The sequence below is a fragment of the Methanolobus mangrovi genome (assembly GCF_031312535.1).
Taxonomy (GTDB): domain Archaea; phylum Halobacteriota; class Methanosarcinia; order Methanosarcinales; family Methanosarcinaceae; genus Methanolobus; species Methanolobus mangrovi.
Window position 1 is genome coordinate 911,811 of record NZ_CP133594.1, and the last position, 12,754, is coordinate 924,564.

The 12,754-nt window shown below is 43.0% G+C and carries 10 protein-coding genes; 1 reads left to right on the top strand and 9 read right to left on the bottom strand.

All coding sequences use genetic code 11. From position 1 onward, the window contains the following. Positions 1 to 50: 50 nt before the first annotated feature. Positions 51 to 2,528, bottom strand: coding sequence for a DUF5814 domain-containing protein (locus RE476_RS04410; protein WP_309309193.1), 2,478 nt, complete (start codon positions 2,526 to 2,528; stop codon positions 51 to 53). Between the two features lie 109 nt (positions 2,529 to 2,637). Here RE476_RS04410 and RE476_RS04415 point away from each other — a divergent pair, with 109 nt between their 5' ends. Continuing rightward, positions 2,638 to 3,471 carry an RAD55 family ATPase gene (locus tag RE476_RS04415; protein WP_309309194.1) on the top strand — a complete coding sequence of 278 codons (834 nt, stop codon included), beginning with the start codon at positions 2,638 to 2,640 and terminating at the stop codon, positions 3,469 to 3,471. A gap of 19 nt (positions 3,472 to 3,490) precedes the next feature. Here RE476_RS04415 and RE476_RS04420 read toward each other — a convergent pair whose 3' ends face one another. From RE476_RS04420 to cobZ, 8 genes are all read right to left on the bottom strand, one after another. After that, complete coding sequence (locus tag RE476_RS04420) at positions 3,491 to 4,285, bottom strand: MTAP family purine nucleoside phosphorylase (protein ID WP_309309195.1); 795 nt, start codon at positions 4,283 to 4,285, stop codon at positions 3,491 to 3,493. Positions 4,286 to 4,289: 4 nt separating this feature from the next. Next, a complete protein-coding gene (locus RE476_RS04425; protein ID WP_309309196.1) occupies positions 4,290 to 5,393 on the bottom strand; it encodes a DUF373 family protein in 1,104 nt (367 codons plus the stop codon). A 100-nt stretch (positions 5,394 to 5,493) separates the two neighbouring features. Continuing rightward, entirely contained in the window at positions 5,494 to 6,123 is a 630-nt protein-coding gene (locus RE476_RS04430) for a 6-hydroxymethylpterin diphosphokinase MptE-like protein (protein WP_309309197.1), read from the bottom strand. A gap of 6 nt (positions 6,124 to 6,129) precedes the next feature. Then, positions 6,130 to 9,306, bottom strand: a complete 3,177-nt coding sequence (gene ileS / locus RE476_RS04435) for an isoleucine--tRNA ligase (RefSeq protein ID WP_309309198.1) — start codon at positions 9,304 to 9,306, stop codon at positions 6,130 to 6,132. A 244-nt stretch (positions 9,307 to 9,550) separates the two neighbouring features. Continuing rightward, a complete protein-coding gene (locus RE476_RS04440) occupies positions 9,551 to 10,405 on the bottom strand; it encodes a formylglycine-generating enzyme family protein (protein WP_309309199.1) in 855 nt (284 codons plus the stop codon). 306 nt (positions 10,406 to 10,711) lie between these two features. Further along, complete coding sequence (locus RE476_RS04445; protein ID WP_309309200.1) at positions 10,712 to 11,341, bottom strand: NTP transferase domain-containing protein; 630 nt, start codon at positions 11,339 to 11,341, stop codon at positions 10,712 to 10,714. After that, positions 11,338 to 12,150 (bottom strand): adenosylcobinamide-GDP ribazoletransferase, encoded by an 813-nt coding sequence (cobS, locus tag RE476_RS04450; protein WP_309309201.1) that lies wholly within the window; start codon positions 12,148 to 12,150, stop codon positions 11,338 to 11,340. The genes RE476_RS04445 and cobS overlap by 4 nt, the downstream gene beginning before the upstream one ends. Beyond that, complete coding sequence (gene cobZ, locus RE476_RS04455; protein ID WP_309309554.1) at positions 12,147 to 12,749, bottom strand: alpha-ribazole phosphatase CobZ; 603 nt, start codon at positions 12,747 to 12,749, stop codon at positions 12,147 to 12,149. The genes cobS and cobZ overlap by 4 nt, the downstream gene beginning before the upstream one ends. Between the last annotated feature and the right edge of the window lie 5 nt (positions 12,750 to 12,754).

Below are 12,754 nucleotides of genomic sequence, written 5' to 3' on the forward strand. Positions count from 1 at the left end.
TTATAATTTATGATACTGAAAATATTTAAGTGAGTGAGCAGAATGCAATATCAGCCTTCAACGAGTTTCTTAAGGCTTCTTGCCCGCAAGGATATTTCCCTCTTGGAATGTGCTGCAGCTATCATTTCCACAGCCTCAAGGTTACGTACCACATTATCGAGATATCCAAGCACATCTCCCGGATAAGCAGTTATTCCATAAAGGCTCTCAAGTTTCCTGACAATTCCATCCGGCTCATATCCTTCAGCCCTGATAGTAATGATCTTCTCTGAGAACTTTCGTTCAGCACAGCCACAATAAGGCGAATCACGGCAATTACAGGTCAGAAAATCAGCGGCAAACTCGAACAACTGATCACGCAGCGTGATATCCAGTTTATCCATATTCTCACCTTCAAATAATATATCCAGAGAAGCTCCCTGGAACACCCTTGAAGGAAGATTAACATTAAGGGCAGCAGATATGCGGGCAGCATACTTGTAATAGACCGAATCAAAGAACTCCAGATTGGAAACAGTAACCAGAGGGTCCTGCCCCACCAGAACGGAGTCACGAATCAGAAACGCCTTTGAAACTGAAAGAAAATGTCCTGCTGCTATCTTTCCGAATCTTGTAAGCGATATAAGATCATCTTTTTTATGCAGGAACTTATTTCTTGCAAGTTTGTTAAGCAAGAAATCTACGTTATAATCAGCCAGCATATTGGAGTGTATCTTTTCAAGGTCCTTCTTCGATGAAGTCACAGCGGCTGTTGCAAGAACTTCTTCCAGTTGTTCATCATCACCATACTGGACCTTTGTATGCTGCATCTCACCTTTAAGCAACTTCAGGGCAACAGCATCCTCTGTATCACCTTTGTCACCGGAATACTTCTTATTAGGAACAGCAAGCACAATTACCTCACCACGATCATGGTAATCAGGTCTTCCTGCACGACCTAGCATCTGAAGGAAATCCTGCATAGTGAGCCATTCAATACCCATTGCCAGGGATTCGAATATAACCTGTGATGCCGGGAAATCCACTCCGGCTGCAAGGGCTGCCGTTGTAACAACAACAGGGAGCTTGCCTTTGACAAAAGCAATCTCAACCTTTTTGCGTTCCTGACTTGTAAGGCCTGCATGATATGGAGCTGCAGATATTGGCAGTGCTTCAGCAATGCTATGACAATTACGCCTTGAATTTGTGAATATTATAGTCTGACCTTTATGACCTTTTGAAGACGTTATGGCAAACTCTTCCCTTACAAGCTTGGTCATTATCTTTACCTTGGAATATTCAGGACAAAGTATCAGGTGCCTTTCAATAGGCACCGGACGATACTCATACTCAATGAGCTTCGCACCAAGCTGTTTTGCACGTAACGCAGGTTTGGCTACGGTTGCCGACAGATAAATGAATTGAGCATCAGGTGCAATGTACTTCAACCTTGCAATAACACCATCAAGACGATGACCTCTTTCGGAATCTTCTATCGTATGAACCTCATCTACTACAACTGTTCCGACATGCCCCAGCAGGTCAGCACCACCCGTCCTCAGGACATAGTCAAGACCCTCGTATGTCCCTATTATTATATCCGAATCCAGAGTCCTCGTCATGGATGCATTCTTTGAGGTTTTGATACGTGCACTGCCCACCCTGATAGATGTTTTGATACCAATTGGAGAATACCGTTTTGTGAACTGGTCATATTTCTGGTTCGCAAGTGCCACCAGTGGCACAAGATAGAGCATTTTGCCCTTCTTCCTTAAAATATTCTCAATACCCGCAAGCTCGGCTATCAGGGTCTTACCTGTGGCTGTCACAGACGTAACAAGCTGGTTCTGTCCTTTGAGAAGACCGTTCTCAACTGAGAGAGATTGCACCGGCAGAAGAGTATCTGATTTTTCAAGCAGTATTTTTTTAAAACTCTTGTGCAAAGGCAGATCTTTTATCATCCCTTTTGGCACTGAAGTGTTTGCAGCAATGGAATCGAACTTTGTAAGCTCACGGTCCAGGTCATCAGGACTTATCATAGCCATCGTCCTGTCAAGATCCTTTGTCTTGAGCATTATATCCTCAAATCTCTGGCACACTTCATCCCCATAGTTCACATGGGAACTTTTCAGCATACGGAAGAGTTCTTCCCTTGCACATTCCTCACATACTTTATCCCGATGATACTTTATAGAGCGCCGATTCAGGAAATTGAACCTGTTCTTTAACAAACAGAATTTGCATGCATTTACAATATCTGCGCTGAGCTGGAATCCCTGAAGCATATCGATAAATCTGGTAGTCTGGTCATCATCACCGCCCTTGGCTATCATTATACGGTCAGCTATCCTTATAAGATCGATAAATTCCGATGGTGGCCTGTACTCACCCTCTCCATCGGTTTTGACCTTGAATTTATGCGGACGTGGACCTACATCTGTCTGCCTCAGAAGAAGTTCACCGACAAAAAGAGGTTTTTTCTTTTTATCCCGTATCGGCAGGATAATAATTTTGGACCTTTCGGCGCTTGCAAGTATCCAGAGAGTCATTGATGCTCTTTGATGACTTATAGCCTATAAATACTATTGTATATACTCAAAACAAACGTTTTATAATATTAAGGATTATATAATAATTGAGTATTATTGAGGATAAAAAATGCTGGATTCTATAAAAATGATGGAAACTAAAACCATTTCCCATGAGACTGAATTAATAGATGGAGGAGAAACTTCCCTTTATGAAAGTCTTAAAAAACAGGACAAAAATATGGTAGTTGAAGAAGGATTCCGTCTGAGTTCAACCGGAATTTTAGTTCTTGACAGGACATTGGGAGGAGGATTGCCAGCAGGATCACTTACATACTTTTCAGCTGACCCACGTTCGATGTCTGAAGTCTTCCTTTACCAATTCACCCAATCACGCAAAACATACTACTTTACGACAAACAGGAAACCAAGATTTGTGCTCAATGATGTGATAAACCTTGGATTTGATCCTAGTAATATCATTTTTGTGGACATATACAGCGAATACTATTGTACGGCATGCGGAGATAAGTCCGATAATGTAGGCAACGAATTCATAGATTCTAAAATAATAGACTTCACTGAGTTCAACCTGCGTAATATCGCAAATGATTCAAGCGGGGAAGAAGTGAATATAATCTTCGATTCCTTCTCTTTCTTCATGGAACTAACTGTTAACAACGGCCACATAAAACAACTTGTTAACGTACTCTATGAAACAACAAAGGAACTGGGATGCCTGACCTACCTATATGGATTGAATAACAATAAAGCTCGGGACATTGAGAACTTTACTTTTAACATCTGCGATGTTCTTTTTGAGTCCATGCTTGACTGTGGGGCTGACAAGGTAATAAGTAAACTTGCAATTCCAAAGATCAGAGGAATGGTACCCAGTGCAGACATCATAAAATTCAAGATTGGAGACGGTATACAGATTGACACATCCAGGGATATTGCATAATATCCTGGCACTCTTATTTTTAAAGTTCCGCATCTGAAGTTGCAAGCGAACAATTGCATGGATATTGCTCCGGAATTGATCGTACCACATCCGAAAGCACGCCTCGCAATTTATCATTTATGTCTGCGAGGGTATCAAGTACCTCACTAACAGTCATTTTTCCTGTTCCCAGCCCACATGCGTCATTGGTCACGGTACAAATGGATGCATAACACATGTTCAGTTCTTTTGCGAGCACAAGCTCAGGTAGTCCGGTCATACCGACAACATCCCCGAATTGGCGCATCATTCGTATTTCCGCTTTTGTTTCAAATCTTGGACCTTCGGTACAGACATAAACACCTTCTGAAAAACCGATGTTCCTGCAGGTAAGAGAAGCCCCTATAAGCTGTCTCGTATGTGGACAGTATGGTTCACTTACATCTACATGAACTGTCCGTTCATTAAAGAAAGTAGAAGGTCTGCTCTTAGTAAGATCAATAAAATCATTCGGTAAAAAAAAACTTCCAACAGGATGATTCTTCATGGTGCCTACAGAATTGGTGGCTATTATCCTCTTTACACCTAATTCATGGATAGCATGAATATTTGCCCGATAATTTAGCATGTGGGGTGGAACATGCCTGTTACCATCTGCGTGTCTGGGTATCAATGCAACATTCCTGCCACCAATTTCCAGAATATGAGCAAGAACATCGCCATACGGAGTGCCTACCGATAATTCCTGAAATGAACCTTCCGAAGTAAAAGCAACCCCGCCTATTAAAGCAACCTGCAGATCCAGATCACTATAAATGTTCTCTCTTTCCTGCATTGTTTTACCTCTTTGACTTTTTTGCAGTTGCTTGAGGGCGATTTGAGGCCTTGATACCTGCCAGTGCAAGTATGATAGCAAATATAATGGAATACACGAATTGTTCTAACCCTGCACGCGGGTCAGCAATATCGCTTCCAAGCACAGGGTTCATTGACATAATGTAACTGGTGGCTCCCCAAAAAAGGAAACCTACGGATAACACAAAGAAAACAGGTATCAGGTATTTCCCTAAAGGCTCAGCACGCTGTTTGCAATCTATTATTTTTCCTGCGTCTGCAAAGAGTATTGCCAGAATATAGATCCAGATAGTCCTGTGAATGAAAGCTGTGAATAGCGGGACAACTCCATAGTACCATAAGCCTTCTGCTGTGTAAACCTCCCATACCTCCATAAGACCTGCCAGAGTGGCCACTACTATTAAGAAAAACGCTGTTGAATAAGTGAAGAATGTCATTCTGCCAGAGTGGAAAGAATCTTTTAGTTTTTCCCAGTAGAAAGCAACTGTATCGCTGAATCCACGGTAAAGCATGTAAAGACCAACAGCCGCCAGAATACCTATAATAGCACCCTGGGAATAGTTGATCAGCAGGAAAAATGCGTATATAAGAGCTGTAAGTCCCAGCGGAACGAAAAATGTCTGGGATATTTTAGGATCATTGAAAGCATGTTTGATTATATAATAGGTACTTTCAAGATTGGCACTCTGCATTACTACAATACGTCTTACAGAGTCGATCTTGACCCTGGACTGAACAATTGGAAGCAGGGTTTCATCTTCAGCACCATCGGATACGAATATAACTGATTCTGCCGGGAATTTCTTCAAAAGCATATCAAGCTGATTGGCTATCTTCTGGTCAGAGATGATACCAATGTTCCGGTCACCTGCAAGAGTAAAGATTTCCGCATCAACTCCTTTTGCAAGCAACTCGTCAAGTATCTTGACGCCTCCGAAGATAGTGTTTGTATCAGAATCTTCAGGGTCTGCTAATGCAAGCTTGACCGCGGCCTCTATATTTGCTTCTTTGCCTATCAGAGGGCCCTGAACGTTCGCTTTGTCCCCAAGGTCATTATCCCTGTCTATGCAGATTACCAGTGTTTGCATGAAACTCCTGTAGATATTTATAACGAAAATATAAATAGATTCTGATAAATCAGCATCTGTAAAGAACTTAGAAAAAAGATGAATTGACTACCAAATGAATTTAAGGAACTATATTTTCAATGAGCAAGCGAGCCCATTTTAGTTTCTTTTTCTTGATCGGGTTAACATCCTTATCCTCAAAATCAAAACCTATCAGGGTTATACTGGCAGCACCGAACTCCTTTGCCAGATAGACACACCGGTCACCATCACTAAAACCACCGAAATTGTAGACATTCTCCAGAGGTGCGGCCTGAGTACTCCCGATTATCTTTGTAAGTCGGGGAACATATTTCTCAAGTTTATCAATATTGTCACCATGTCCATGCACTACCATCACTGAACCTTTTTGATTGGATATAATCTCTTTTTCAATATCGCCATCAAGGTCCGTCACTATGACATCAGGAACAATATCATTATCAACAAGTACAGCGGCAGCCCCATCGGCAGCTATTATGACAAGATCATCTGTATTTACAAGTTCCAGTTCATCACGGAGTACCGGAGCATTGCCGCATACAAGGATGTCCTTACCTTTGATCAAATGTTCCAGCTCAAAAATACCAGTGTTGTTTGAGACTGTGAGCATATCAGAGAGGATGAGAGCAGCCTGCTCATCACCTTCTCTGCTAAAGCCCATATCTTTTAAAATGGACTCGTAAATGGGTTCCCATTCATTAAAGTCCATAGGTCCTCAGTTAACCTTCGATATGCCTATCTTCATGGATATGCCTTCGACATCCCAGTCCTTCTCAAGGGAACCAGAGGTGTCAACATCAAGACCTATCACCTGTACATTCGAGCGGGTTTCCTTTGCGATGAACTGTTCACGGTCAAGCACAAGATCAAGAACCCTTTCATCATTGATCTGAATGTGGGACCTGATGTTATCATCCACTGCAAGATTGAGCTCTTTCCTCATGTCCTGAACTCTGCGGATAACTTCTCGTGTGAAACCTTCGGATTCGATCTCACGGCTGAGAGTTGCATCCACATAAATGATACCTGCAGTTGACTGAGCACTTGCGACCATTTCAGGTAAGGTTTCTACGAAGTTAACCATTTCAGGTTTTATGGTAACTGTTCCACCGGGAATCTCCAGTTCAAACTGCTCTTCCAGTGCCAGTGCTTTCTTTAACTCTGCAGCGTCTGCCTGCTTTATAGCTCCAATGACCTTACCGGCATCACCTTTAAAGACAGGTCCGATAGCACCAGGATCAGGATTTGTCTCGAATCCGAGTTCATCCCATGATTCACCGATACCAGTCAGTACAATATCCTTGGAATTTGTCTGGTCCATAAGCACGGACTTAAGTTCCATCACAGCATCGGCTGCCTGCTGGGTTACAGGTGTGAGCACTATCTTTGATACAGGCCATCTGAGCTTCCTGCCTACCTTCTGGCGGGCGTTGGATGCAGATTCCACAATTGAGCGAACCATCTTCATGTGGGCTTCAAGATCCTTGTCCACGAGACTCTCATCGATAAGCGGCCAATCGGTCATGTGAACTGATACCGGAGCGTCAGGATACACATTCCTCACAAGGTTCTGGTACATCTCTTCGGCCAGATGTGGCATGAATGGTGCAATTACCTTTGCGGTCAGGACGAAGACATCATACAGCACACGATAGACTGCAAGTTTGTCCGGATCGTCAGCTTCTACCCAGGTCCTTGGCCTGATGAGCTGGATATACCATCTTGAAAGATCTTCCAGAACGAATTCGTTGACAGATCTTAGTGCCCTGTGCAGCGTGCACTTATCCATAGCATCATTCACGTCAGCGATGAGTGATTGTGCCCTGGAAAGTATCCACTTGTCTTCCTTGCGCAGATGTGGCATGACAGATTCAAGTGATACCCTGGACGGATCGAACTTATCAAGCACCATGTAAGGCAATGGGAAACGGTACACATTCCAGAGAATGTTCAATGTCCTGTTGATGTTTCCAAGTTCATCCTGGACAAATTTCAGGTCATCCCATGGTGCACTTGAAGAGAGTACGAAACTTCTCAGTGTGTCTGCACCGAACTTCTCTATGACATCAACTGGTGCAATGACATTACCAAGACTCTTTGACATTTTCCTGCCTTTATCGTCAAGGGTGAAACCATGCATTAGCACGCTCTTGTACGGAGCCTTGCCGAAAGCTACCATACTGGCACCAAGCTGTGAATAGAACCATCCACGAGTCTGGTCCTGCCCTTCTGTGATGAAGTCTGCAGGCCACCATTTATCGAATTCTTCCTTTTGCTGCGGGAAGTGCAGGGTTGCCCAGGAAGCTACAGCTGAATCGAACCAGACATCAAAGACATCTTCTACACGCTTCATCTTGCCGCCGCATTCACAGTCCAGCAAAATCTTATCCACATATGGTCTGTGTAATTCGATGTCTTCGGTCAGGCCTGATATTTCCTGAAGTTCTTCCTTGGTACCCATGACATGCAATCTGTCACAAGTATTACACTTCCAGACTGGTATAGGGATACCCCAGTATCTCTGGCGGGATATACACCAGTCACGTGCACCTTCTACCCAGCCCTTGAACCTTGCAGAACCTGCCCATTCAGGATACCATTTTACCTTTGCAATTTCAGAGAGCATCTCTTCCTTGAGCTCTCCTATTTTTATGAACCACTGTTCAGTAGCAAGGTAGATAATAGGCGTCTTACAGCGCCAGCAGTGTCCGTACCTGTGTTCGATGGTTCCTTCTGAAAGAAGGTTACCACGTTCGATAAGATCCTCGATAATGACCTTATTGGCCTCGCGAATGTGCATTCCGGCATATTCACCAGCTTCTTCGGTGTAGCGTCCGTCAGGACCTACAGGACAGAAAATGGGAAGGCCATTCTTCTTACCAACATCAAAGTCGTCCATACCATGCCCCGGGGCAATGTGTACACAACCTGTGTTCTCTGCTGTCACGAAATCAGCAAGATAGATACCGTGCGCCATAGCTGCCTGTTTTGGCACCATGTCAAACAGCGGACTTTCGTATGAAAGTGATGTGAGGTCCTCGCCAAGCATTGTATCAAGAACTTCATAGTCAACATATCTGCCTTTCCTTAGCAGGCCTTCCATGAGATCGGAAGCCACAATAAGAACCTCTTCCTTGCCATCGGAATTCACAGCCTTTACTTTTGAATACTCAAATGAAGGATGTACTGCCACTGCAACATTGGAAGGGATGGTCCACGGGGTTGTGGTCCATATGACAACAAAGGTGTTCTCTTCACCCTTTATCTTGAATTTCACAAATATTGAAGGGTCTTTGCGTTCCTCGTACTCAACCTCAGAATCCGCAATTGCTGTTTCGCATCGTGGACACCAGTTGACCACACGTTTTCCCAGCTCAAGCAGCTTTTTATCCTGAGCCTGTTTGAGGGTCCACCAGGCGGCTTCGATATACTCGTCCTTCAGTGTCATGTAAGGATCTTTCCAGTCAAGCCATGCACCAAGCATCTGAAACTGATCGGTCATGTCATCTTTCTGAGTAAGCGCAAATTCCTTACATTTTTCGATGAAATTACCGACACCATATGTCTCAATATCTTTCTTGGAAGTAAAACCAAGAGCTTCTTCTACTTTTACCTCTATTGGAAGTCCATGCATATCCCAGCCCGGGCGGTCAATGATATCAAATCCGTTCATGGAACGGTATCTTAAGATGGAGTCTTTGATTATCTTATTCCAGGCAGTTCCCAGATGTATATGTCCGGTGGTGTATGGCGGACCGTCTACGAAAAAGAACTTTTTTCCACCTTTTCTGTGCTCACGTACCTTGGAATAGGCCTCGACCTCTGTCCAGAAATCATGTACCTCTTTCTCTATTTTCTGTGGGTCATACTGATTGGTGATCTCCTCTATCATACGGGATTCTCCATGCTAAAAGTTAATTGTGATTATATATGTAAATGCAATTGTGGTATTCCTACTGCAATATTCAATTTAAATATATTGCATCGGGATAACCATTTTGCTTCATTTGAATGAGTTCGTTTTCAACTAATGGCAGCATGAATCATACTTAAAAGTTTCGAATTGAACGATTATCCTGAAGAAACGAGACACATAATTTAAAAAAAGAAATTGGAACCAGATATCCTAAAGGATATCAAAGTTCTTTCAAAATACGGAAACCAATATAGTTCTTGTGACTTCCTTCACCTATACTGTCCCGGTCAGCTGAACGACAGTTGGGTTCTGCATTTTCCCAGCTACCACCACGGACTACTCTCCTGTCAACTCCACCAGTCCATTCACTTCCATCGGCAGGTGCTTTCTGATAGTTGCTGTGGTATTCATCGGTCACCCATTCAGCGACATTGCCATGCACATCGTACAATCCCCATGGATTTGCTTCTTTCATACCAACAGGCCATGTTTTATCTTCGGAGACATCATCATACCAGCCATACTCAGCAAGCATTCCTTCTTCATCGCCAAATGAAAAAGCTGTATCTGTGCCAGCCCTGGCTGCATATTCCCATTCAGCTTCAGTAGGCAGGCGATATGTATCAGTATCTTCAAGTTGATTGAGCTGATCAATGAATTTATTTGCTTCTACCCAGGAAACTTTCTCTACAGGCAGGTCATCGCCTACAAAATAAGAAGGGTTTTCCCCCATTACTTCTTCCCATTGTTCCTGAGTGACTTCATAGATACCCATATAAAAACTATTTCCAATAGTTACCTCGTGCATAGGCCTCTCATCCCTATCGCTATAAGTTTCCTCTTCGGATGCACCCATAATGAATGTGCCCTCAGGGATCTTCACAAACTGCATCCCAATGGAATTGGTAAATGTACTGTCATCAACCTCTGGTTCCTCAGGAGTGGTATCAATTTCTACAGGCTCATCATACCCATCATCTGTGCCAGTATCATTGGAATCAGTACAGCCGCTACCAAAAACCGAAATCATAAGGATGATACCCATAATAATTGTCATGTATAATCTTTTGTTCATAGACCTATCCTCGTACATATAAACAACCAGAATAATATTAGATTTTATTCCTGCCCTCAATTTAACCTCTTTGGTTTGTTCCTACGTGCAGGGCTATAGAAATCCGGAATTGATTAAAATCGATGAAAGCAAAAATCAATATTTACATGACAAAATTGATAGGCACCTTTTTGTCGGATAAAAGGCGCCCGATAAATCTCCAACCACCCGTACAAACGAGTTTCCAACTTACACTAATAAGCATTAACATCCATGAAATATAAATTATACGTAGGTTGAGCCATAGTTATTTCAAAAAAGGAAATTTTAGTTTTTAAGCGAGCCTGCATTTCTTTTCAGGAGCATATTCTTACACCTTTCCAGATCCTCACCAGTGTTAACATTGAGGGCAAGCTCAATATCATCCAGGACAAGGCTGACATAATCCTGTTCATGATCAACATCATTACCGTCCAGTATGTTGATACCTGAAGGAACTATCAGTTTCCCGTCCCAGTTGAAAACCGTATCAGGTCTGATCCCAAGACTTTTACAAACATGTATGGGAGAAAAAATGGACATTGCCGGTTTCCCGCATTCCTTATACTCCCTTATTACCTTTTCAAGAAGTTGCGGTGTCAAAAGAGGCAGGTCTGCCATAAGGATCATAAGCGGGTCTGTGATACAAGCAGCTTTTACTGCATACACCATATCGCCTACATAGTTGCCCCCACCCGTTGGGATGACCATTATCTTGTCATCGTATTCTTCCTGGACAAAGGATGCTGTTTTTGGGGTTGCAGGAGAAACAGCAACATATATGTCACCTATACTCTCGGTTCTTTGCAGGGTGTCGATTACATAAGAAATAAGAGGTTTTCCCAGAAGTTCAACACAGGGTTTTTCACCCATGCCAAGCCTGCTTCCAAATCCTCCGGCCATTATTATAGCGTTCAAATAATACCTCCATACATTAATATCAGCGTGATACTGATCAATGCAATTATCCTTCCAATTTCGTTGGAAGCGCCAATGACATCACCATTGACACCACCAAAATGCCTGTTACTTACGTTAAGCAAGACAAATGTCGCTACTATTGCCGCTATGAATGCGAAGATACCGGTAATTCCAAGACCAAAGTAAAAAGATGCTCCAAGACAGGCAATACTACCAATTACAAAACCTATAAGGTATTTAGATACTGTGGTATTGTTAATGAGTATGGAACCCAATCCCTCATGAATAGGTTTTCCGAATGCTGCAATTGTCAACATAGACTGCATTGCACTTACCTCGGAAACGAACATTGCAAAGAAGAATATACCTGCTATTTCTGCGGTCGTTGAGTACAGAGCCGTAGCTTCACCATAAAGCGATGTAAGGGAGGCGTAGAAGGCAATGATCACAAGAGCAGCATATGCAACCCCACCGATCCCCAGGGACATGTCTTTCAGGGCTTTTAGCTTCTTTTCCACAGAACCATGAGCAGTCAGGCCGTCACCCAGATCAGCTATTCCATCAAGATGGTTCAGGCCTGTAATATAATAGACAAAAGCAATGATAAGTACTGCACTTATTGAGATTGGCAGGAAGCTTATCAAAAAGTAGGCTACTGCACCCATCAATAAACCGAGTACAAGACCTACGACCAGATGCAGGTATGTCCTTTTGAAGAATTCATCAAGCCCCTCCATGGTAATTCCCACAGGTATGGTTGACAGAAACCCGAAACTTGAGCGAAGAGCCAATAAAAAAGCATTCATCCTGCCATCACATCACTTTTGCTGTTGGCATCTTTTTTTGCGGCCCTCTTTGTTTTACCAGAAGATGATGATGCATCCGCCATGGCCCTTGTGTACATACTAGCAGAGACCCCACCTATAAGCCCACCTATTATATCATCCATGAAAGGACCAAGCTCTGAGAGGATACCGGGTTTCTGCTTGTCAAAGCGAACGAATTCAAACATCCCTTTGTCACCGCTGATATATTTGGAGATGCTCATTCCAAGAACCTCATCGGCGATTATAAAAGTCAGGTCCTTTTCATAAGAGCTTTTGCTGATATTGGGCAGCCTGCCTTCACGGCCCTCTCTTTCAAGTAATATCCCGGAATAGACAAGCATACATAGGTTGGGATCGAAAAGAGCAAGATCAAGTTCGTAAAGGAATTTTTCCTCTGCAAGCTCTCTTGTTTCAATACCAGGGTGTGGAACATATAACTCCAGTGCAGTGTCAACAAGCATCTGGACTGTTATTCCTTCCTCTTCAAGAATATCAATGATATCCCTGGTGATCTCACCTTCCAGCTCTTTGGACTGGTCTTTTTTCCGGTCTTCTGATTCTATATCCGATAATTTCATTGCCA

Excerpts from the sequence above, each read along its gene's own strand:
- RE476_RS04410 (WP_309309193.1), bottom strand. The coding sequence starts at position 2,528 with ATGACTCTCTGGATACTTGCAAGCGCCGAAAGGTCCAAAATTATTATC.
- RE476_RS04415 (WP_309309194.1), top strand. The coding sequence starts at position 2,638 with ATGCTGGATTCTATAAAAATGATGGAAACTAAAACCATTTCCCATGAG.
- RE476_RS04420 (WP_309309195.1), bottom strand. The coding sequence starts at position 4,285 with ATGCAGGAAAGAGAGAACATTTATAGTGATCTGGATCTGCAGGTTGCT.
- RE476_RS04425 (WP_309309196.1), bottom strand. The coding sequence starts at position 5,393 with ATGCAAACACTGGTAATCTGCATAGACAGGGATAATGACCTTGGGGAC.
- RE476_RS04430 (WP_309309197.1), bottom strand. The coding sequence starts at position 6,123 with ATGGACTTTAATGAATGGGAACCCATTTACGAGTCCATTTTAAAAGAT.
- ileS (WP_309309198.1), bottom strand. The coding sequence starts at position 9,306 with ATGATAGAGGAGATCACCAATCAGTATGACCCACAGAAAATAGAGAAA.
- RE476_RS04440 (WP_309309199.1), bottom strand. The coding sequence starts at position 10,405 with ATGAACAAAAGATTATACATGACAATTATTATGGGTATCATCCTTATG.
- cobS (WP_309309201.1), bottom strand. The coding sequence starts at position 12,150 with ATGAATGCTTTTTTATTGGCTCTTCGCTCAAGTTTCGGGTTTCTGTCA.
- cobZ (WP_309309554.1), bottom strand. The coding sequence starts at position 12,749 with ATGAAATTATCGGATATAGAATCAGAAGACCGGAAAAAAGACCAGTCC.